General features: G+C 64.0%; 14 protein-coding genes and 1 pseudogene. 12 read left to right on the top strand and 3 right to left on the bottom strand.

What is annotated here, in order from left to right; genetic code table 11:
- Window positions 1-9: 9 nt before the first annotated feature.
- The 10 genes and pseudogenes from AP428_RS06160 to AP428_RS34330 form a co-directional block, all read left to right on the top strand.
- A complete protein-coding gene (locus AP428_RS06160; protein WP_054927855.1) occupies window positions 10-1,200 on the top strand; it encodes a tetratricopeptide repeat protein in 1,191 nt (396 codons plus the stop codon).
- A 305-nt stretch (window positions 1,201-1,505) separates the two neighbouring features.
- On the top strand, window positions 1,506-2,081 hold the full coding sequence (locus AP428_RS06155) for a helix-turn-helix domain-containing protein (RefSeq protein ID WP_054927854.1): 576 nt from the start codon (window positions 1,506-1,508) through the stop codon (window positions 2,079-2,081).
- A 250-nt stretch (window positions 2,082-2,331) separates the two neighbouring features.
- Window positions 2,332-5,130 (top strand): TonB-dependent receptor, encoded by a 2,799-nt coding sequence (locus AP428_RS06150; RefSeq protein ID WP_054927853.1) that lies wholly within the window; start codon window positions 2,332-2,334, stop codon window positions 5,128-5,130.
- Between the two features lie 186 nt (window positions 5,131-5,316).
- Window positions 5,317-7,179 carry an extracellular solute-binding protein gene (locus AP428_RS06145; RefSeq protein WP_054927852.1) on the top strand — a complete coding sequence of 621 codons (1,863 nt, stop codon included), beginning with the start codon at window positions 5,317-5,319 and terminating at the stop codon, window positions 7,177-7,179.
- Between the two features lie 12 nt (window positions 7,180-7,191).
- Window positions 7,192-8,244: a microcin C ABC transporter permease YejB gene (locus AP428_RS06140; RefSeq protein WP_027812805.1), complete on the top strand. Its 1,053-nt coding sequence runs from the start codon at window positions 7,192-7,194 to the stop codon at window positions 8,242-8,244.
- Window positions 8,198-9,301 (top strand): ABC transporter permease, encoded by a 1,104-nt coding sequence (locus AP428_RS06135; RefSeq protein WP_054927851.1) that lies wholly within the window; start codon window positions 8,198-8,200, stop codon window positions 9,299-9,301. The genes AP428_RS06140 and AP428_RS06135 overlap by 47 nt, the downstream gene beginning before the upstream one ends.
- Window positions 9,301-10,935 (top strand): ABC transporter ATP-binding protein, encoded by a 1,635-nt coding sequence (locus AP428_RS06130; RefSeq protein ID WP_054927850.1) that lies wholly within the window; start codon window positions 9,301-9,303, stop codon window positions 10,933-10,935. Before AP428_RS06135 ends, AP428_RS06130 begins: the two co-directional genes overlap by 1 nt.
- A gap of 112 nt (window positions 10,936-11,047) precedes the next feature.
- Window positions 11,048-14,221 (top strand): multidrug efflux RND transporter permease subunit, encoded by a 3,174-nt coding sequence (locus AP428_RS06125; protein WP_054927880.1) that lies wholly within the window; start codon window positions 11,048-11,050, stop codon window positions 14,219-14,221.
- An 821-nt stretch (window positions 14,222-15,042) separates the two neighbouring features.
- Window positions 15,043-17,763: a TonB-dependent siderophore receptor gene (locus AP428_RS06120; protein ID WP_054927849.1), complete on the top strand. Its 2,721-nt coding sequence runs from the start codon at window positions 15,043-15,045 to the stop codon at window positions 17,761-17,763.
- Window positions 17,764-17,906: 143 nt separating this feature from the next.
- Window positions 17,907-18,373, top strand: a pseudogene (locus tag AP428_RS34330) (IS3 family transposase); the annotation flags it as partial.
- Window positions 18,374-18,510: 137 nt separating this feature from the next.
- Here the strand turns inward: AP428_RS34330 and AP428_RS06110 are convergent.
- Window positions 18,511-19,341 (bottom strand): alpha/beta fold hydrolase, encoded by an 831-nt coding sequence (locus tag AP428_RS06110; protein WP_012328547.1) that lies wholly within the window; start codon window positions 19,339-19,341, stop codon window positions 18,511-18,513.
- 110 nt (window positions 19,342-19,451) lie between these two features.
- On the opposite strand from AP428_RS06110, the gene AP428_RS34755 reads away from it, so the two are divergent.
- Window positions 19,452-19,724, top strand: a complete 273-nt coding sequence (locus AP428_RS34755; RefSeq protein ID WP_306303112.1) for a helix-turn-helix transcriptional regulator — start codon at window positions 19,452-19,454, stop codon at window positions 19,722-19,724.
- A gap of 126 nt (window positions 19,725-19,850) precedes the next feature.
- On the opposite strand, the gene AP428_RS06105 is transcribed toward AP428_RS34755, so the two are convergent.
- Window positions 19,851-20,981 (bottom strand): MBL fold metallo-hydrolase, encoded by a 1,131-nt coding sequence (locus AP428_RS06105; RefSeq protein WP_231691686.1) that lies wholly within the window; start codon window positions 20,979-20,981, stop codon window positions 19,851-19,853.
- Between the two features lie 20 nt (window positions 20,982-21,001).
- On the opposite strand from AP428_RS06105, the gene AP428_RS06100 reads away from it, so the two are divergent.
- Entirely contained in the window at window positions 21,002-21,895 is an 894-nt protein-coding gene (locus AP428_RS06100) for a LysR family transcriptional regulator (protein WP_054927847.1), read from the top strand.
- Between the two features lie 182 nt (window positions 21,896-22,077).
- Here AP428_RS06100 and AP428_RS06095 read toward each other — a convergent pair whose 3' ends face one another.
- Entirely contained in the window at window positions 22,078-22,866 is a 789-nt protein-coding gene (locus tag AP428_RS06095) for a dienelactone hydrolase family protein (protein WP_231691685.1), read from the bottom strand.
- Between the last annotated feature and the right edge of the window lie 94 nt (window positions 22,867-22,960).

The following is a 22,960-nucleotide window of genomic DNA, read 5'->3' as shown; positions in this document are numbered from 1 at the left end:
GGCCAACCGATGAACCAGGAACGATGGAAACGGATGGTGGCGCTGACGGCGCTCGGTGCGGCCTGCGCGCTCGGCCGGCCGGCGTGGGCAGCCGACGCGTTGCGGCCCGATGTGGCGAAGCCGCTGGCGGCGGCGCAGGAGCTGTATCGCGCGCACAAGTATCGCGACGCGCTCGGCAAGATCGCGCAGGCGGCCGCCGTGCCCAACCGCACGCCGTATGAAACCTACATGGTGGAAGCGACGCGCGGCGCGGCGGCGATGGCGGCCGGCGATACGGGCGTGGCCGCGCAGGCCTACGAAACCGTCCTGAACTCGGGGCGCCTGTCGGGCGAGGACGAGCAGCGGACGACGGCGGCGCTCGCGGGAATCTACTTCCAGCAGAAGAACTATCCGCAGGCGATCCGCGTCGCGCAGCGCTACCTGAAGGCGGGCGGCACGGACCCGGAAATGCGCACGCTGCTTACGCAGTCGTATTACCTGTCGAACGATTGCAGCCAGGTCGTGAGCCAGTTGAAGGCCAGCGCGGACGCACAGGTGAAGGCCGGCCACGCGCCGGACGAAGGGCAGTTGCAGATGCTGGCGACCTGCGCGCAAAAGAGCAAGGATGCCGGCGCCTATCGCAGCGCGCTCGCCATGCTGGTGGCTTATCACCCGAGCCCCGCGTACTGGGAGGAAATGGTCTCGGCGATTCGCGGCAGCCCCGGTTACCTGTCGTCGCTCGACCTCGACATCTACCGGTTGCGCCGGGCGACGGGCGCGCTGACGACGGCCGACGCCTATATGGAGATGACGCAGCTCGCGCTGGTGGCGGGCACGCCGGCCGAAGGCCGGCAGGTGATCGACCAGGGGTTCGCGTCCGGCGTGCTGGGCAAGGATGCGCAGGCGGACCGCGAGAAACGGCTGCGGGCGCTGGCCGACAAGCGCGCACAGTCGGGCGTGGACGCTGCCGATCCGGTGGCGCCGATCGACGCGGGCATGAATCTGGTGTTCGCGGGCCACGCGGCGCAGGGGCTGTCGATGATGGAGCAGGCGATCGCGAAGGGCGGGCTCGAGCATCCCGATGCGGCGCGGCTGAGGCTCGGCGAGGCGTATTACGTGGCCGGCCAGAAGGCGCATGCGGTCCAGGTGCTGCGGACGGTGAAGGGTGCCGACGGATCGGGGGATCTGGCGAAGCTCTGGACGGTCGTGGCGTCGCGGTAACGACGGAGGGGGAAGCAGGCGCGCGATGCGGGATGGGCGCCGTGCCGCATACACGTGGTATTGCGGCTACTTGAAGGCGGGGAAGTCTGTCTGGGCGAAGAAAAGGGGCAGTCTTGTTAATTAGTAAACCGAATGAAGTGAGCGTGAATCGCGCGACCACGAAGCCGGAATCCCGCTTCGCGGCACGTGCGACGTGCGCCCGGCGGCGAAGGGGAGCAGAGTGTCGCGCCGTGGCGGCAGCCTCATGGCATCGGGGAAGGCCTGCCGACATCAAACCGATTTCGATTGAGAGGTTCCGTTCTTCCATGGTCTTGCCTCCCGATGAATCGGTGCTCGTCGCGGTTTCGCTCGGCAACAAGATCCGCGCGCTTCGGCAGCGGCTGAAACTCACGCTCGACGAAGCGGCCACGACGGCAGGGATCTCGAAGCCGTTCCTGTCGCAGGTCGAGCGTGGGCGCGCGACGCCGTCGATCACGTCGCTGGTGAGAATCGCGAAGGCGCTCGGTGTGACGATGCAGTACTTCATCGACACGCCAACCGAGGCGCGCTCGGTGTGCCGCGGCGACGCATTGCAGTATTTCCAGTTCGCGAACTCGGCCAGTTCCTTTGCCCGGCTGACGAATCTCGTGGACGGTCGCAAGCTCGATGCGATTCTCGTCAGGATACCGGCGGGGCAGTCGCCGTCGGAAGTGACGACGCATGCCGGGGAGGAGTTTCTCTACGTGATGCGTGGCAGGGTCGTGCTCACGCTGGAGGATTGCACGTTCATGCTGGGTGCGGGTGACACCGCGCACTACGAGTCGACGACGCCGCATGCGTGGCAGAACACGGACGACGAAGAGGCGGTGATCGTCTGGGTCGGTACGCCGCGGCTGTTCTAGCCCGTCGGACCAGAATTATTGGAAGCGGTAAGCAAGATGTGCATTCAATGTAAGTAATCGGTATTGCAAATCAAATAATACGAAAAGGCCATGCGGTGTTCGCGCTGCACGGTCGATCCGTTCGGATCGCGGTGGTTGGCAGGACGGAAATGGCGGGCTCCGGCACACGGGTGCCCAGGACGCGCGACGGAATTCACAAGATTCGGACGTGCAGCGGGTGGGGTCTTACTGACGAGCGAGAGGAAACAAGATGAAGCAGAGAGCGCTAGCGTTGGCCATCAAAAGAATAGTCTGGGCAGAACTGGCACTCACCGCGACGCTGGCGGTGCCGGCCTTCGCACAGAGCCAGCCGGCGCCTGGCGCCGTTGCCGTGGCGGATGCAGTCGCGACCGGCGCGCCTGCGGCCGCGATCGTCGCGCAGGCGGGCGGTACCACAAGCAGGCCTGCTGAAACGGGCGCGGCAGCATCCGGCGCGGCCGTGACGGGCGACACCGCACCCGCCGCCCCGGCCGCCCCGGCCGCGAACGGGCAGGGCAAGGTCGCACAGATCAAGCGTTTCGAGGTGACCGGCTCGCTGATCCGGCAATCCGACAAGACCGGCTTTCAGCAGGTACAGACCATCACGCCGAAGGAGATCCAGGCCAGCGGCGCGGTGACGGTGACCGACTTCCTGCGCAATGCGACGGCCAACTCGGCGAACAGCTGGGGCGAAGGGCAGTCGGGCAACTTCGCGGCCGGCGCGGCCGGCATCGCGCTACGCGGCCTGTCCGAGAAATACACGCTCGTGCTGGTCGACGGCCAGCGCGTGGCGCCGTATGCGTTCTTCTCGAACAGCGTCGATTCGTTCTTCGACCTCAACACGCTACCGCTCAACGACATCGAGCGCATCGAAATCGTGAAGACGGGCGCGGTGTCGCAATACGGATCGGACGCGATCGGCGGCGTCGTCAACATCATCACGAAACACAATTTCCGCGGGCTGCAGCTCGACGGCAGCATCGGCAGCGCGATCAACGCCGGCAACGGCGACGGCACGACGAAGTTCGGCGTGCTCGGCGGCTTCGGCGACCTGAACGCCGACCGCTTCAACGTGACGGCGGCGCTCAGCTACTACAAGTCGAACGGTTTCACGCTTGCCGATCGCGATTCGACCCGCAACCAGGACTTCACGGGCAAGCCGGGCGGCTTTTCGTTGCTCGGGCCGTCCTACTGGAACATGCCCGACGGCAGTGCGCAGGCGCTGAACGGCTGCCCGTTCGGCGGGGCGGTGCACCAGGCCGCGACGAACTCGCTGTCGGCCGGCTTGCCGGGCACGATCTGCGCGTTCAACACGGCGGAAAGCACGTCGATCCTGCCGATGACCGAACGCCTGAACGCGAAGCTGCATGGCGACTTCAAGATCAACGACACGACGACGGCGTTCGCGGACTTCCTGGAAAGCTACAACACGACCACGACCAACGATGGCCTGTGGAACAACGTGATCGGCAACCCGCAGAACCCGGCGCTGGTGTGGAATCCGCAGACGCAGTTGCTGTCGCCGTTCAACACGGTCGTGCCGGTGACCAACCCGTACAACACGACGGGCGCGGCGACGCCGTTGACCTACGCGTTCCCGAACACGGTCGCGCAGAAGACCTGGGCGAACTACTGGCGCGCGGCGGCCGGCATCAAGGGCTCGTTCACGCTGCCGTACGGCGACTGGGACTGGGCGACGTCGGTCAGCCATTCGCAGAGCACGGTGTCGAACGTGTTCACGAACCAGCTGAACGTGAATGCGCTGAACAACATCTACCAGAACGGCACGCTGAATTTCGCGAACCCGGCCGCGACGCCGAACGCGTTCAACGGCCTGTACCAGGAAGCGAACAACCTCGGCATCTCGAAGCTCGATACGATCGACGCGACGCTGTCGACACCGAACCTGTTCCACCTGCCGACCGGCGACGTCGGCATCGGCTTCGGCGCGCAGTTCACGCACCAGAGCGAAACGCTGACGCCGGGCTCCGAGTACCTGAGCGGCGCGGTGATCTCGCCCGATCTGCAGACAGTGAACGGCGCGCGCAATGTCGCGGCCGTCTATTACCAGGTCAACGTGCCGATCCTGGAGAACCTGACGTTCAGCCAGGCAGGTCGCTACGACCACTACACGGACGTGGGCGGGGCGTTCTCGCCGCGCTTCGCGCTGCGCTACCAGCCGATCAAGGCGCTCACGCTGTATACGTCGTACAACCGCGGGTTCCGTGCACCGACCTTCGTCGAGGACAGCAAGTCGCAGACGCTCGGCATCCAGGTCGACCCGGCCACCGGCCAGAACTACACGTCGATCACGGTCGGCAACCCGAACCTCGCGCCGGAACGCACGCGCAACTTCAACATCGGCTTCCAGGTTTCGCCGGCCCGCTACACGGATATCGGCTTCGACTGGTACAAGATCCGCATCGACAACGTGATCGGCCAGGGCAAGCCGTCGCAGGTCGTGACCGACCCGACGACCGGCCAGTTGCTGTACAAGGTGATTCCATACCAGAACCTCGGCTACCTCGACACGAATGGCTTCGAAGGCACGTTCCGCCAGGGTCTGCCGCTCAAGGGCTGGGGCATGCTCACGCTGTCGGGCGACTGGGCGTACGTCAACAGCTACAAGATCGGCTTCCCAGGCAGCGCGCCGATCAACGGCGCGGGCAACAACTTCACGATCACGCAGCCGTTCGGCGGCAGCTTCCCGCGCTGGCGCGGCAACACGACGCTCGACTGGAACTATCGCAAGTTCGATGCAGCGCTGACGTGGCAGTTCACGGGCCCGTACGCGCAGAACCTGCTGCCGGAGCCGCCGAAAGTCGGTTCGTACAGCCAGTTCAACCTGATGCTGACGTACACGGGCTTCAAGAACTGGACGATCTACGGCGGCATCGACAACATCTTCAACCGCACGCCGCCGTACGATCCGATCTTCGCGAACGGCACGCTGAGCCAGAGCGGGTACGACACGTCGGTGTATTCGTATATCGGCCGCTTCGCGCAGGTTGGCGCGACGTACAAGTTCTGACGCCGACACGCGCAAGACCGAACTGCTTGGACAGGCCGCTCCACGTCCACTACCCCTAATTCGGAGCGGCCTTTTTTAATCAGGCGCGATGACGGTACGGCCGGTTCGACCGGTATCGACAACGCATGAATCGACAGGCATTGATCGCGCGGGCATCGGGCCGGCACGCTACCGGGTTGACTGAACATGAGACTGTTGAAATGGCGGCGGATGCACGCACTGTTCGTATGCGTGGTGCTGATCGCATGCGCCGCGGTCATGCCGCAAGCCGCGCTCGCGGTGCCGGCCATCGCGCAATACGACCAGCCGAAATACCCGCCGGGCTTTACGCATTTCGATTATGCCGATCCCGGCGCGCCGAATGACGGCACGCTCAACTTCGAAAACTACGACGAAGCACAGAGCTACGACTCGCTGAACCCGTTTCTGACCCGCGGCTCGCCCGCGCCGGACATCAAGAACCTGATGTTCGACACGCTGATGCAGCGCAGCTGGGACGAACTCGCGTCCGAATACGCGCTGATCGCCGACGACGTCGAGGTCGCGCCGGATCGACTGTCCGCGACGTTCCACATCAATCCGGCCGCGCGCTTCTCGAACGGCGACGCAATCACCGCGGCTGACGTCAAGTATTCGTTCGATACGCTGACGAGCCCGCAGGCGTCGCCGCTATACAACGCGCAATTCTCGATCATCAAGCGCGCGGTGGTCGTCGACAGCCACACGATCCGCTTCGAGTTCAAGCACGCGGAGCGCGACGCCGCGCTGATCGCAGGCGACCTGCCGGTGTTCTCGCCGAAGTGGGGGCAGCGCGCGGACGGTACGCGGCCGGCGTTCGACCAGATCGCGAACGAGCCGCCGATCGCGAGCGGCGCGTACCTGATCGAGCAGCGCAGGAACGACAAGCAGATCGCGTACGTGCGCAACCCGCACTACTGGGCCGCGAATCTGCCGTCGCGGCGCGGGATGTTCCGTTTCGCGCGCGTGTCATTCAAGCTGTACCTCGACCAGTACACGGCGCTCGAGGCGTTCAAGGCCGGCGATGTCGACGCGCGGATGGAGTACAGCTCGACGCAGTGGGCGCGCAAGTACGTCGGCAAGAATTTCAGCAACGGCATGCTGAAGAAGGGGGAATTCCCGGACGGCCCCGCGCAGATGCAGGGCTTCCTGATGAACCTGCGCAAACCGATGTTCCAGGACGTGCGCGTGCGGCATGCGCTCGCGCTGGCGTTCGACTTCGACTGGATGAGCCGGATGATGTTCTACGGACAGTACCGGCGCACCAACAGCTTCTGGGACGCGAGCCCGTTCGCCGCGTCCGGCATGCCGAGCGCGAAGGAACTCGCGCTGCTCGAACCGTACCGCTCGACGCTGCCGCCGGAGGTGTTCGGGCCGATGGTCAAGCAGCCGTCGACGCTGCCACCGGGCTCGCTGCGCGCGAACCTCAGGCAAGCGCGCGACTTGCTCGCGCAGGCCGGCTGGCACTATCGGGACGGCGCGCTGCGCGACGCGAACGGCACGCCGATGACGATCGAGATCATCGACGACCAGCCCGGCATGGATCGCCTGATCCTGCCGTACACGCAAGCGCTCGCGACGCTCGGCATCCATGCGTACCTGCACGAGATCGACAGCGCGCTCTACCAGAAGCGGCTCGACAATTTCGAGTACGACATGACGACGTATATCTACCCGCCGGTGACGATCCCCGGCGCGGAGCTGACGCGCCGTTTCGGCAGCGCGGCTGCCTCGCAGCCCGGCTCGGAGAACTATCCGGGCGTGAAGTCGAAAGCCGTCGATGCGCTGATCCGCGCGGCGCTCGCGGCGAATACGCTCGACGATCTCGAGACGGCCACGCACGCCCTTGATCGCGTGCTGATCAACCTGTACGTACTGGTCCCGCAGTACTACATGCCGAACGCGCGGATCGCGTACAAGACGACGCTCGGCCATCCGGCGGTCGTGCCGGCTTCCTATCAGTACGAGGACTGGATCGTCGACTACTGGTACGGGAAGCGGCCGGCGGTCCAACCCGCTCCGGCGGCCTGACGGAGAACAACCATGCTGGCATACATACTCAGGCGCCTGCTGTTGATGATCCCGACGCTGATCGGCGTCGTGACGATCACGTTCGCGGTCACGCAGTTCGTGCCGGGCGGCCCGGTCGAACAGGTGCTCACGCAGTTGCGCCACGGCAGCACGCGCGGCGGGGAGGCGGGCGGAGGCGCGGGCGGCTACCATGGCAGCCAGGGTGTCGACCCGCAGCAGATCGAGCAGATCCGCAAGCAGTTCGGCTTCGACAAGCCGCCGCTCGAACGCTACGTGCTGATGCTGAAAAGCTATGCGACGTTCGACCTCGGCCAGTCCTACTTCGCGCACCGCAGCGTGTGGGCGGTAATCCGCTCGAAGCTGCCGGTGTCGATCACGCTCGGGCTTTGGACGGTGATCCTCACGTATCTCGTGTCGGTGCCGCTCGGCATCGCGAAGGCGGTGCGCAACGGTTCGCGGTTCGACACCGTGACGAGCGTGCTGGTGCTGACCGGCTACGCGGTGCCGGGCTTCGTGCTCGGCGTGCTGCTGCTGATGCTGTTCGGCGGCGGCACCTTCTGGCAGGTATTTCCGATGCGCGGGCTCACGTCGGACAACTTCGACGACCTGACGCTGATCGGCAAGACGCTCGACTATCTGTGGCACATGGTGATGCCGGTCACCGCGTCGGTGATCGGCAATTTCGCGATCGTCACGATCCTGACGAAGAACACGTTCCTCGATGAAATTGGTCGGCAATACGTGCTGACCGCGCGCGCGAAAGGGGCGCCGGAGCGCGACGTGCTGTGGAAGCACGTGCTGCGCAACGCGGCGATCCCGCTGCTCACCGGGTTGCCGGCCGCGTTCGTCGGTGCATTCCTGAACGGCAACCTGCTGATCGAGACGCTGTTCTCGCTCGACGGGATGGGGCAACTGTCGTACGACTCGGTGATCCGCCGCGACTATCCGGTCGTGCTCGGCTCGCTGTTCCTGTTCACCCTGATCGGTCTGCTGACCAAGCTTATCGCGGATATCTGCTATGTCCTCGTCGACCCCCGTATCCAGTTCAGCCGCCTGGACCACTGATCCAGCGTGCGCGCCATCGCCGTCGCCGTGGCGGCGCACGTGGCAGCGCTTTCGTGCACAGCCGCTCGGCTATGCAAGCCTCGCGATCTTCGCGACGCTGTTCGTGCTCAGCCTGTGTGCCGACGGCCTGTCGAACGATCGGCCGCTGCTCGTGCGCTACGACGGGCACTATTACTTTCCGATCGTGAAGGACTATCCGGAGACCGAGTTCGGCGGCGACTTTCCGGCGAAGACCAACTATCTCGACCCGTACATTCGCGCGAAGCTCGAAGCAGGCGGCAATTTTGCGATCTATCCGCCGAATCGTTACCGCTACGACACGATCGACTATTTCGCATCGCGGCCGTATCCGGCGCCGCCGTCGGCGAGCAACTGGCTAGGCACCGACCAGTTCGGGCGGGACGTGCTCGCGCGACTGCTGTACGGGTTCCGGCTGTCGGTGCTGATGGCGTTCGCGCTGACCGTGTCGGGGGTGCTGGTCGGCGTGCTGACCGGCGCGCTGCAGGGCTTCTACGGCGGCCGCACCGACCTGATCGGGCAGCGCCTGATCGAGATCTGGAGTGCGTTGCCGGACCTGTACCTCTTGATCATCTTCGCATCGATCTTCACGCCTTCGCTGTGGTTGCTGTTCATCTTGCTGTCGATGTTCGGCTGGCTCGTGCTGTCCGATTACGTGCGCGCGGAGTTCCTGCGCAACCGCGCGCTCGACTACGTGAAGGCCGCACGCACGATGGGGCTGTCGAACTGGCAGATCATGTGGCGGCACGTGCTGCCGAACAGCCTGACGCCGGTGATCACGTTCCTGCCGTTCCGGATGAGCGCGGCGATCCTGTCGCTGACGAGCCTCGACTTCCTTGGCCTCGGCGTGCAGCCGCCGACGCCGAGCCTCGGCGAGCTGTTGCAGGAAGGCAAGAACTACCTCGACGCGTGGTGGATCTCGATCTCCGCGTTCGCGGCGCTCGTCATCACGCTGCTGCTGCTGACCTTCATGGGCGACGCGCTGCGCAACGCGCTCGACACGCGCTCGCGCGGCTCGGCATTCGGCGGGGAGCGATGATGGCGAATGCGTTGCTTCAGATCGACGGGTTTTCGGCGCGCTTCGGCGCGAAGGCGGCCGTGCAGGACCTGAGCCTGTCGGTCGGCCGCGGCGAGCGCGTGGCGCTCGTCGGCGAATCGGGGTCGGGCAAGAGCGTGACGGCGCTGTCGATCCTGCGCCTCGCGCAGCAGGCGACGCTGTCGGGACGGATGCTGTTCGACGGCGAGGACCTGCTCGCGAAGACCGAACGGCAGATGCGCGGGATTCGCGGCGCCGACATCGCGATGGTGTTCCAGGAACCGATGACGGCGCTGAATCCGCTGTATACGATCGGCAAGCAGATCGCCGAGAGCCTGCGGCTGCACGAGGGGCTGCGGCCGGGCGATGCGCGCGAGCGGGGGATCGCGCTGCTGCGGCGCACCGGGATTCCGGAGCCGGAACGGCGCATCGACAGTTTTCCGCACCAGTTGTCGGGCGGCCAGCGGCAGCGCGCGATGATCGCGATGGCGCTGGCATGCCGGCCGCGGCTGTTGCTGGCCGACGAGCCGACGACGGCGCTCGACGTGACGGTGCGCCAGCAGATCGTCGATCTGCTGATCGAACTGCAGGAGCAGGAGGCTGCCGCGCGCGGGATGGCCGTGCTGCTGATCACGCACGACCTGAATCTCGTGCGGCGTTTTGCGCAGCGCGTGGCCGTGATGGAGCAGGGCGTGCTCGTGGAGACGAACACGACCGACGCGCTGTTCGCCGCGCCGCTGCACGCCTATACGCGCCGGCTGCTCGACAGTGCCCCGCAGCGGGACGTCGAGCCGGTCGCAGCCGGCGCGCAGACGATTCTCGACGTGCAGGACCTCGCCGTCGATTACCGCGTCGCGGCGAAGGGCTGGCGCGCGGTGCTCGGCAAGACGACGTTCCGCGCCGTGCACGATGTGAAGTTGAACCTGAGGCGCGGCGAAACGCTGGGAATCGTCGGCGAATCGGGCTCGGGGAAATCGACGCTGGCGGCGACGGTGCTCGGTCTGCAGCGGCCGGCCGCGGGCTCGATCGAAATCGACGGCATGCCGCTGGACGCGCTGCGGACGACGGGCGGCAGGCGCGCGCTGTACGGCAGGATGCAGGTCGTGTTCCAGGATCCGTTCGGCTCGCTGTCGCCGCGCATGACGGTCGAGCAGATCGTCGGCGAGGGGCTCGCCGTGCACCGGCCGCAGGTAGCCGGCCCCGCGCGGCGCGCGCGGGTCGCCGCGCTGCTGCAGGAGGTCGGCCTGCCGGCCGAAGCGATGCTTCGCTATCCGCACGAATTTTCCGGCGGCCAGCGCCAGCGCATCGCGATCGCGCGCGCGCTGGCGGTGGAGCCGGAGCTGCTGGTGCTGGACGAGCCGACGAGCGCGCTCGACGTGTCGATCCAGAAGCAGGTGCTGAATCTGCTGACGAATCTGCAAAAGAAGTACAAGCTGAGCTACCTGTTCATCACGCACGATCTCGCGGTGATGCGTGCAATGGCCCACCGGGTCGTGGTGATGAAGGCGGGGCGGGTGGTCGAGGAGGGCGATACGCTCGACGTGCTGCATGCGCCGTTCCATCCGTATACACGCGCGTTGCTCGCGTCGTCGATGCTGGCTCCGGTGCGCGGCACACAAGAGAGCACCGATGATTGACGTGAACCGGGCGAAGTACGCCCAGGCCGCCCATACGCCGTGCGGCGGTGCCGACGGGCATGCCGTTCCGCGGTCCCGTGCCGAAACGCCGGCGGTTCGCTGACGCATGCCGATGCCATCGTTCTTCATCGATCGTCCCGTCTTTGCGTGGATCGTTGCGCTCGCAATCGTCGTCGCGGGCGTGCTCGCCATTCCGCAGCTTCCGATCGCGCAGTATCCGCGGCTTGCGCCGCCGCGGGTCGTGATCACGGCCGCGTATCCGGGCGCGTCGACCGAGACGGTCGACGGCGACGTCGGCAGCATCATCGAGGAAAGCCTCGACGGCGCCGACGGGCTTCTGTATTACGCGACGAGCAGCGACGGTCACGGCAATCTCGAGATCGACGTCACGTTTTCGCCCGGCACCGATCCGGACATCGCGCTCGTCGACGTGAACAACCGGCTGAAGCAGGTCGAGCCGCGGTTGCCGCAGCAGGTCGTCCAGCAGGGGATCGCCGTATTCAAGGCAGCGAACACGTTCCTGATGCTCGTCACGCTGACGTCGACCGACGGCACGCGCGATTCCGCGCAACTCGGCGATTACCTGAACCGCTACGTGCTGCGCGAACTGAAGCGTGCGCCGGGCGTCGGCGCGGCCGAGCTGTGGGACGCCGGCGAGGCGCTGCGGGTCTGGCTCGATCCGAACAAATTGCGTGAATACGACCTCGGCGCCGACGACGTGATCGCGGCGATCGGCGTGCAGAACGCGACGGTGACGGCCGGTGCGATCGGCGATGCGCCGTTCGAGCGCGGCCAGCAGCTCACCGCGACGATCGTCGTCAAGGGACAGCTGACGTCGCCGGAGGAGTTCGGCCGGATCGTGCTGAAGTCGAAGCAGGACGGTTCGGTGGTGCGCGTCGCCGACGTCGCGCGTGTCGAAATCGGCCGCGACGATTATTCGTTCTATTCGCGGCTGAACGGCCGCCCGGCGGCCACCGTCGGCATTCAGCTCGGCCCGCGCGGCAACGCGCTCGAAACGTCGAACGCGATCCGTGCGCGGCTTGCCGAACTGTCGAGGGTATTGCCGCCGGGCGTGGCGATGGAGATTCCGTTCGATGGCGCCCATTTCGTGACGATCGCGATCCGGGAGGTCGTGCTGACGCTCGTCGAGGCGGTCGTGCTGGTGTTTTGCGTGATGTGGCTGTTCCTGCGCGATCTGCGTTACACGCTGGTGCCGACCGTCGTGATTCCCGTCACGCTGATGGGCGCGTTCGTCGCGATGTGGGCGTTCGGACTGTCGATCAACGTGTTCACGATGTTCGGTCTCGTGCTGGCGATCGGCATCCTTGTCGACGATGCGATCGTCGTCGTCGAGAGCGTGCACCGGGTGATGGAGGAGGGCGTGTCGCCGCGCGACGCCACGCGCCGCGCAATGAAGCGGATCGGCGGTGCGATCGTCGGGGTGACCGCGGTGCTGACCGCCGTATTCGTGCCGATGGCGTTTTTTCCGGGCGCCGTCGGCGGCATCTACCGGCAGTTCGCGGTGGCGATGATCGCATCGATGCTGGTGTCGTCGTTCATGGCGCTGTCGCTTACGCCCGCGCTGTGCGCGAACCTGCTGAAGCCGGTCGCGCGACACGACGGCGGAATCGGCCACGCGCGGCGACGTGGCATCGGCACGCATCTGGCCGACTACTTCGGTGTGTCCTTCGCGCGCGTCGAATCCGGTTATCGCCGTCTCGCCGTGTTCGCCGTCGGCCGCACCGGCATGGTCGTGGCGGTCTATGCGGCGCTCGTGATCGCATGCGGGCTGCTGTACTGGATGATGCCGGGCGGCTTCCTGCCGACCGAGGACCAGGGGCAACTGCAGGTGATGATCCAGTTGCCGGCGGGCGCCACGCAGGCGCGTACGCTCGCGGTCGTCGAGCGGGTCGAAGCGATCCTGCGCGCGGAGCCGACGATCGCGAACGTGACGAGCGTGATCGGCTGGAGTTTCGCGGGCAGCGGGCAGAACGTCGGGATGGCGTTCGTGGAGCTGAAGGACTGGGCGCGGCGCGACGTCGGCGCGATGGCGTTGCGCGACCGGCTCAACGGGCGTTTCGGCACGATCCTCGACGGCGACGTCGAGGCGTCGCTGCCGCCGTCGGTGCGCGGCATCGGACATTCCGACGGATTCACGTTCCGGCTCGAGGATCGCGGCGGCGTCGGGCTCGACGCGTTGAAGGCGGCTCGCGAGCAGTTGTCCGGACGAGCGAAAGCGGATCCGTTGCTCGCCGCCGTGCATTTCGAAGACCTGCCGGACGCGCCGCGCATCGAACTCGATGTCGATCGTGCGAAGGCGTATGCGCTCGGCGTGCCGTTCGAGCGAATCGCGGGCCTTCTGGGCGGCACGTTCGGCTCGAACTACATCAACGATTTTCCGGCATCGGGCCGGATGCGGCGGGTGATCATCGAGGCCGACCCGGCCGCGCGCGCGACCGATGCGCAACTGATGGCGCTGACGGTGCCGAACCGCACCGGCGACATGGTTCCGTTGTCGGCCATCGCCGCGCCGCACTGGACGATCGGCCCGGTGATGCTGAATCGCTACAACGGCTATCCGTCGCTCGACATCAGCGGCCGCGCGGCGACCGGCACGAGTTCGGGCGCGGCGATGGCGGAGATGGAGCGGCTCGCCGGCGCACTGCCGGTCGGGATCGGCTTCGACTGGGTCGATGCGGCGCGCGAGGAGCAGGTTGCCGCGCGGCAAACGCCGCTGCTCGTCGGGCTGTCCGTGCTCGCGGTTTTCATGGCGCTTGCCGCGCTGTACGAAAGCTGGACGGTCCCGCTGTCCGTGCTGACGATCGTGCCGCTCGGCATGATCGGCGCGATCGCGGCGGCGCTCGCGCGCGGGATGCCGAACGACGTGTATTTCAAGGTCGGGATGATCACGGTGGTCGGGCTGGCGGCGAAGAACGCGATCCTGATCGTGCAGTACGCGCGCGATCTGGCCGGGAGCGGCGTGTCGGTGCGGCAGGCGGTGATCGACGCGGCCGCCGCGCGATTCCGGCCGATCATGATGACGTCGATGGCGTTCCTGCTGGGCGTCGTGCCGCTCGTGCTGGCGACGGGCGCGGGTGCGGAAAGCCGGCGATCGATCGGCACGGGTGCGTTTGGGGGCGTGCTCGCCGCGACGATGTTCGGGCTCGTGTTCGCGCCGGTGGCGTTTCTGGTGGTGGTATCCATAGGCCGGCGCGGGCGGCATGCGCCGGGGACGAAGCGCGACGCGCAGCGCGTGGAAATGGCCGAAAATCTGGAGATCGATTGATGGTCGCGACGGGGCGTTGGCGGAGCGATCACGGGATGACGGGTGCGCGACGCCAAGCATGTGCTCGAACGGCTGCACTATCAGGAGTCCGATCTGTTGATCACGGAACGCTACACGACGGGATTCATGGATCACGTGTTCGGACTGTTTCTATGCCAAGGATTCGTGCCTCCTCTCTGGTAAACAAAAAAATTCAGGCCGACGAGTACCGGCCGCGTGCTCCATTGCGGCGCATGCGCGAGCGGGTGAAAAAGGCAGCCGCACAAGGAAGACAGAACAACGGTAGCGGCGGATGAACCATATCGATTTTTATTCGGCACCAACCGAGTGCATCTATTGCACCTAAACAAAGTTATGTAGCATCAAATATTTTTTGACGCATCGATTCTGTCCTGCTATGTTCGCGTCCAACGTAAAACTTTGTAGTGAACGGTAATGAAGATTCCGTGCATTAAGACCTTCAAAGTGAAGACGTAAAGCAGCCCTTCAACGAGCGACTGCCTTTCCTGGCAACGTGTACGCGCTAATTGACGAAGCGCCATGGTGCGAATGTTCCAGGGGCATGTTGTATGCGGCCGTTCGATGCACGAAAAGATCGATCCATGTAATTAGGTTTCCTAACTCTATAGGAATGCCGTTTCTTTTATTTCAAATTCATTCCACTCCGCAATGGAAGAAATAAATTTGAAAGAAATAAACGGGCGGACGGAATGGTTGTGATCGCCAGACGACGAATCAGGAACGCGGGGCAACGCTATTTAAAGGCCGGCGAATCTCCGTGCATACAAAAAGGTGAGGCCTTGCGACGACAGAGGGGTGTTATGAAACCAACGGCTTTGGGATCGGCAATACGCAGCATCGTATGGGCTGAAGTCGCGTTGACGGCGGCTTTGGGTACCTCCGCTTACGCGCAGACAACGCCTGTCGACGGGAGCGTCGCCGCCGAGCAAACCGGCAGCACGACTGCCGCCGCGCCCGCGCCGGCGTCTGGCACCGCCGCGGGCGGGCAGACCGTGAAAAAGCTCGACAAGTTCGAAGTGACGGGCTCGCTGATCCGTACATCCGACAAGGTCGGTCACACCGAGGTGCAGGTCATCACCGCGAAGGAAATCCAGCAAAGCGGATACACGACGGTTGCCGATTTCCTGCGTTCGACCTCGGCCAATTCCGCAAGCAGCTGGGGCCAGACGACGATGAACAGCTCGGCCCCCGGCGGCGCCGGCATGGCGTTGCGCGGGCTCAGCGAGAAATACACGCTCGTGCTCGTCGATGGCCAGCGCGTCGCGAACTATGCGCAGTCGGTGAACTTCACCGACACGTTCTTCGATGTCAACGCGATCCCGTTGAACATGGTGGAGCGCGTCGAGATCGTCAAGACCGGCGCGGTATCCGTCTACGGCTCGGACGCGATCGCGGGCGTCGTCAACATCATTACGAAGAAGAACTTTCAGGGCCTGCAGATCGACGGCCAACTCGGCAAGGCGCAGCATCCGGGCGACGGGCAGGGCAACTTCAGTGTACTGGCCGGCTTCGGCGACCTGAATTCGGATCGCTTTAACGTCACCGCGGCCGCCAGCTATTACCGCGATTCGGGCTCGACGCTCGGCGATCGCGACATGACGTCGGCGCAAGACTTCACGCAATATCCCGGCGGGCTGGCAGCGCCGCTCGGGCCGAACCAGCAATCGTACTGGTCGCTGGCGGACGGCTCCAGGGTGCCGCTTTCGCCGTGCCCGCCGGGCAGCAAGACGAGCGCGACCAATTGCACGTACAACCCGGCCGCGTCAACATCGCTCGTTCCGTCCACGACGCGCCTGAACGCGAAGGTGCGCGCCACCTTCAAGATCGACGACAACACGCAGGCCTATGCGGGCTTCTGGGTGAGCCGCGATGAAACCGTCCAGTTGCAGGGGCCGGCCTCGATCTCGAGCACGACGAACGTCTACAACCCTTCGACCGGGTCCGTTTCGCCGCTGCCGCGCACCGTACCGATGAGCAACCCTTATAACCCGTTCGGCGTGCCGACGGCGATCAACCTGACCTTCCCGGACAACGTCGTGGGGGCGGACACGGTATCGACGTTCTGGATGGCGAACACGGGCGTCAAAGGTTCGTTCGACACGGGCAGATTCGGCGCGTGGGACTGGTCGGCCGATTACGGCCACTCGCAGAGCACCGTCGATACGACGTATCGCAACCGGATCAACGTCGCGGGCCTCGAGAACATGCTCGCGAACGGCACCTACAACTTCTCGAACCCGGCCGCCACGCCAAACGGCCTGAACGGCGTTTTCACGGACGACGATCAGCAGGCCATCTCGAAGGTCGACAGCGTGACAGCCAAGGCCTCGACGTCGAATCTCTTCACGCTGCCCGGGGGCCCGGTCGGCCTGGGCCTGGGCACCGAGTTCCGTCACGAATCGTCGACAATCAACCCGCAGACGCTCGCGTCGCAGGGCGTATCCGCACCCGCGAACGTGCAGACGGTGGAGGGTTCGCGCAACGTCGCCGCCGCGTTCTACCAGGTCGACATTCCGATCCTGCGCAACCTGACGTTCACGCAGGCGGGCCGCTACGATCACTACAGCGACTTCGGTGGGGCGTTTTCGCCGAGTTTTGCGCTGCGTTTCCAGCCGGTGCAAATGCTGACGACGTATGCATCGTACAGTCGCGGCTTCCGCGCGCCGACCCTCGTCGAAAACTCGCAGGCCGTCTATCTCTCTCACCAGAACCTCGTCGATCCGAATGATCCGAGCGGTGTGCCGACCAAGCACTTCACGACGGAGCAAGTCGCGGGCAATCCGAATCTTCAGCCCGAGCACACGAAGAACTACAACATCGGCTTCCAGCTTTCACCCGATGCGATGACCGATATCGGTGCGGCGTTCTACAAGGTCCGCATCGACGGCGTCATCGGCACCGACGATCCGAACGCGGTGCTCGTCGCCAACGATCCCTCCCGCGTCGTGCGCAACGCCGACGGGTCGGTGCGTTACCTCGTTCAGCATTTCGTGAACCTCGGTGCGCTCGACACTGATGGCTTCGATCTCAATTTCCGCAAAGCGCTGCGCACCAAGTACGGCACGTTCACGCTCGCAGGCGACTGGACTTATGTGTGGCACTTCAAGCTGCACAGCCCCGGAACCGCACCGCAGGACTTCGCCGGCAACAACCTTGCGCTGCTGCAGCCGTTCGGCGCGAGCAACCCGCGCTGGAAGGGCAATACGAGCGTGAGCTGGGACTACCGGCAACTGACCACCACGCTGACCTGGCAATACACGGGGCCATATACGAACGCCGTGGCCGCGGAATTCGGCGACGGCGGTACGGGATCGGTGGCGTCGTACAGCCAGTTCAACCTCATGTTCAACTATCGCGGCTTCAAGCATTGGACGATTTACGGCGGCATCACGAACCTCTTCGACAAGAAGCCGCCGTTCGACGTCGAGTGGCAAGCCGTGCCCGACATCACTGGCTATGACCAGTCGCTCTACACGAACCTTGGTCGTTTCTTCCAGGTCGGGGCGACGTACCGGTTCTGACAGGGAGGAAGCCGCCAGGCGGCAATCGGTCCCGGCGCGCGGCCCGCGCCGGGACGACGAAGAATGAGCTGGACCGGCAGCCGGCCTCAATCAAGGTCAAGGTCAAGTGCAGAGGTGCAAGGTTTGAACGCGAGGACATGCAGGGCTTGCGAGGCGCAGTTCGCGGCAAGCGAGTTCGCACGACGAATCCGGATACGAGTGCCCCGCGCCGGTGGACCGGGTCAATCGGCAGTTCAAGGCTGAGCGGCCGAATCAGCTTTGGGTGTCCGACTTCACCTATGTCTCGACGTGGCAGGGTTGGCTGTACGTGGCGTTCGTGATCGACGTGTTTGCCCGTCGCATCGTCGGTTGGCGCGTCAGTTCGCGATGAGCACGGACTTCGTTCTGGATGCGCTTGAACAGGCGCTGTACGCGCGCCAACCGGGCGACGATAGGACTTTGATACACCACTCCGATAAGGGGAGCCCAATACGTCAGCATTCGGTACAGCGAACGTTTGGCCGAGGCGGGTATCGAGCCGTCCGTCGACAGCCGTGGTGACAGCTACGATAACGCGCTGGCTGAAACGATCAACGGTCTTTACAAGACGGAACTGATTCATCGACGCGCCCGGAGAACAGCTGCCACGGCCGCGGACAGCTCTCGCGTGATGGAACTGTTGCCGAGCATGCTCGAATCGAGATGAAGGATATTCAATGAAGCCTGCCTGTCAGGGGAGGAGTGAAGGGCGTCGAAACGCGCTGGAATTCATTGGGATACCTTCCGGGCGGCCAGATCGATCAGCCTCGCGACCTCGTCCGGGTGAGATAGCATCGACATGTGGCTGGAGCGAATCGACGTGACCGTTGCCCCAATGTGCTGCGCAATGGCTTGCTGCACGGCGGGCTTCAGCGCATTGTCGTTGGTGGTTCGCAGATACCAGACAGGCTTGTCGTGCCAGGCCGCGTGCTGGATCTTCCCGGTGAAGCAGGCCGCCGCGACAGACTGTTGAACCGATGCCAGGACGCGAGCCTGTTCGAGCGGAATGTCCGCCGCCATGACGTGCTGGAACGCTCGCGCATCGTCGAGCCAGATCAGCCCGTGGGCGTCCGGTGCGAGACCGGTCATCGGCGCGTGGAGGCGTTGCAGCAGGTCGGCGACGGACTCGCCGTCGTCCGGTACCAGCGCGGAAAGATAGACCAGGCCTTTCACATTGGCAGCGTTGCCGGCCTGCGTGACGACTGCGCCGGCCCAGGAGTGGCCCACCAGCAGTACGTCGCCGGTTTGCCGATGCAGGACGCTTTCGGTGGCGGCAACGTCGTCTGCGAGCGAGGTGAGAGGGTTTTGCACAGCAGTGACGCGGTAACCCATGCGCTGTAGCCTGACGATCACGGGGCTCCAACTTGATCCGTCCGCAAAGGCGCCATGCACGAGGACAATGTTGCGCACAGCCGGCGCCGCAGTCGCTGCCGCATGAGCCGTTGTCAGCGTCGCCGTGAAGGCTACGGCAGCAACCAGCCGGCTGAACCATGCGGACCGACGGCGCGCGCATCTCTGAAAGAGCGAGACCGGACAGTTATGAAGGAATGGGAATTTCATGTGAAAGCGAATCGTTGAGGGGACGTGTCAAATCTATCTGACTTCAGTGAACCGTTGCAGGTGGCAAACCCGCCAACATTCATGCAAGCGCGCCGTGCGCATAGGAATCGTTGCAGTCGAAGGCAGCCTGCTCTCCGCCATTAACGGCCTTGCCGACCTTCATTACCCGCGTGCGGATCGAAATGGCTTGCGTGTTGCTCGAGCGGCCTGGAGCAAGCATTAAACAGGTAGCACTGCAATGCGGCTACCGTGAGGAAACGTCGTTTCGGCGTGCCTTCAGCCAACTCACCGGCATGACGCCAGCCGACTACAGGCGCTGGTCAGATGGGCGGAACGTCAGGCGTCTACCCAGTCCCCACGCACTCGAGACCAGCGGCGCTTGACGCCGTGGCTGTCGTGTCTGCAACGATGGCGGCGCTATTCGATTGGAACCTCGTTGACGTTGCGCATCACTGTCCTCAAGTAAGCCATCACGTCGGCGACCGCTGCGTCGCGCGTGTGCGCGCTCCTTAGCCAATAGGAATCAATCGATAGCCGTCCTGTTCTCGCGCCAAGTGGCCCAAAGCCGGAAATGGGAAGTGGAATCCTTGAATGAGCATCCCTTCCGCTACGGCCCGGTCATACAGTTTGATTCGTGCTTGCTGCGCCATCTCAGGATCCATGTCCGTGGCTCCGTGCCAGTCCGGATGGCGGATGAATAGCGCTGGATGTGTGGTCACGTCGCCTTGAATGACCACCTTATCGGCGCCAGATTCGACGACGAAGGACGTATGTCCCGGCGTGTGACCGTGTGTGGCCATGGACGTGACGCCCGGTGCAACCTCTGTGTCCGGCTCGAATGTTCTGACGGAGTCGCCGAGAATCCCGAAAATGCGGCGTGCGCGCTGGAAATTTGCCATTGCGGCTTCCGATTCCGCTCGAGCCATGTTTGCGTTGTTCAGCCAAAACGCGTATTCGGCTGCCGGTACCCAGATTTCCGAATTCGGAAATGCCGCGCGGCCATCTGCTGTCACCAGTCCACCAATGTGATCGGCATGGAAATGCGTGATCAATACCCGGTCGACGGCGGCCGCATCGTAGCCGGCCGCTTCAAGGTTGGTATGGAACTGTCCGCCGACGCCGTCGCTTTGTCTGAAGGCCGCTTCCCCGAGTCCGGTATCAATTACGACCACGCGCCCGTCAGTTTTGAGGACGACGGGGGTGAACGTTAGCGTAATGGTGTCTGTCGGCAAACGAGCCGCCTGCAGTGCGCGGACGACGTCCGCTGGCGGAACATTCGAAACGAAGTTTTCTCGACGGGGAAAGCTGTTGGCGCCATCGGAGACGGAAAGCATCTCGATCTTCCCGACAGTCCGCTGGAATACTCCGGGTATGGGGGCGGTCATGGCCGGCGATGAAGCCTCGCGAGCCGTTGCGTATTTCCCCGGCGCCAGCGTCGCGACTGCGGCTGCTGCGGTTCCTGCGAGGAAAGTTCGACGCGAATGATTTGTCATGGCTGTTACGTCCGTGGTGGTTGGAGACCAGACGATGTGCGGGGAATATCGCTCGTCATCTGTTACGTCTTGAACACCATCATTTTGCGGGTTTACACCATTGAATTGCAGATATAAATAAGTAAAACAGTTATATTGGTAAATCATGAAACCGGGGCGGGAAACGGATGAACCGAGATGACCTAATCGACCTGAATGCCTTCGTCGCTGTTGCAGAGGAAAGGAGTTTCACGCGCGCCGCAGCTCGCCTGCTGACGTCGCAATCCGCCCTAAGCCACACTTTGCGGCGGCTTGAAACGCGGCTCGGTGTTCGTCTTCTGACGCGCACGACACGGAGCGTCGCGTTGACTCCGGCGGGCGAAACCTTCTTGCAGGGACTGAAGCCTGCTTTCGAAGCCATTGACCTGACACTTGGTACTGTCGGCTCTCTACGGGAAAGCCCCCGGGGCACTCTCCGCATCACTACTCCGCGGCATGCCGCGGTTAGCGTGTTATGGCCTGTGCTGCAGGAGTTCGTCAGAGACTACCCGGACATACATGTCGAGGTGAACATTGACGCAGCTTTCCGCGACCTCGCGGACGATCGATTCGACGCCGGTATCAGACTAGGGGAGCTTGTGGCGCCAAACATGGTCGCCGTAAAAATCGGACCCGCTCTCCGTCTGGCGATCGTGGCCACGCCCGGCTACGTTGCCCGACGCGGCATACCTACCCATCCCCATCAGTTAGCCCAGCACGCCTGCATCAATTTTCGCCTGCCCGGCTCAGGGGCGCTTTATGCCTGGCAATTCAAAAAAGGCCGACAGGAAATGAAAGTTCGCGTTGAAGGACCTTTAACTTTCGATGACCCGGACATGATCCTGGCGGCGGCGGTGGACGGGCAGGGTGTTGCCTGCCTCGTCGAAGACCATGCTGCACCGATGATTCGCGATGGTCGTCTCGTCCGTCTTCTGGAGGATTGGTGTTCACCCTTTTCCGGCTACCATCTCTATTACCCAACCAGAAAGAACAATTCTGCAGCGTTCCGCTTGCTGGTTGACCGACTGCGTATTCAGCGCTGACATTCTTCAGTGACCGGCGGTCTTCCGCGTGTTGCGAATTCAGTGTTTGCCAAAATGCCAAATTCGTTTTCCCGACAGACCGTAGTCAAACTGGCTGAACTTAAGAAGTCTTGATGAACTCCGGATGCATGCCGGGTGGCCGCGACTGACGCCGCCGCGGACCTGATTGGAGTGACGATGGGCTAGTCGCCCAGCGCGTCGCCGCCGCCACCCAGCACTGTCTTGAGATACGCGATCACGTCGGCGATTGCCGCATCGCGCGCCTGCGCATTGCCACCAACGTGAGGGTCGGTCTGAACGCAATCGTCGTGAAAGGAAAAGGGCGCACCGGTAGCCTCGTTCACCAGTTCGCCGCTTTCGTTTTCGACGATACGGCACGCCCGTACCGTTTGCGCGCCCTTTACGACGACAGTGGGCATCGCGTACGGCATGTCGAACGCATGCGACGCGTGCGGAAACACCGTCATGGTGGCGTCTCTGCCGGCCTGTTGCAGCCGCTCGAAGTATGCGGCACAGGCCGGCGCAGGGTCGTAATCGTCGTCTGCCCCATGGAATTCGCGGATTGGCCCGTTGACGTCGGTGTCGTCGCGATAACGGGTCATGCAGTCGGGATAGAAAGGCAGATAGGCGCGAAAGCGAACACCAGACGTATTCCAAAGGCGATTGAGTCGCGTCATGGCGGCGTAGAGCGTTGCCTGTCCACCTCTCGAAAAGCCCATCAGCATGATCTTGTCCGGATCGACGCGGGAATCATGCGAAAGCAGGTGACTTCGTTGGCCGCCCGGCGGGTGCGATGTATATTTGACATAATCAACATTATCGACATTTTTGATTGTAGTGGCTAGATTGAAATGTCCGCTTTGGGGCCGCGTAAGCTGACCGGCTGCCGGTTTGACGGCGCCGGAGGCTGCGATGGCTGCAACGGAGCGGATCACGATGACGATGCGCGAACTGGACCGATTCAAGGCCATTCAGGACGTAGCCGACGGCCAGCTCAAACCAGATTGACGACACGACAGATGCGCCGGTTGGTCGCCCGGTTACGGGAGCGCGGTCCAGCCGGTT

Source organism: Burkholderia sp. E168m22 (assembly GCF_001319805.1).
GTDB lineage: Bacteria > Pseudomonadota > Gammaproteobacteria > Burkholderiales > Burkholderiaceae > Burkholderia > Burkholderia orbicola.
Note: the sequence above shows the minus strand (reverse complement) of the source record. Positions and strands in the feature narration are given on the sequence as shown.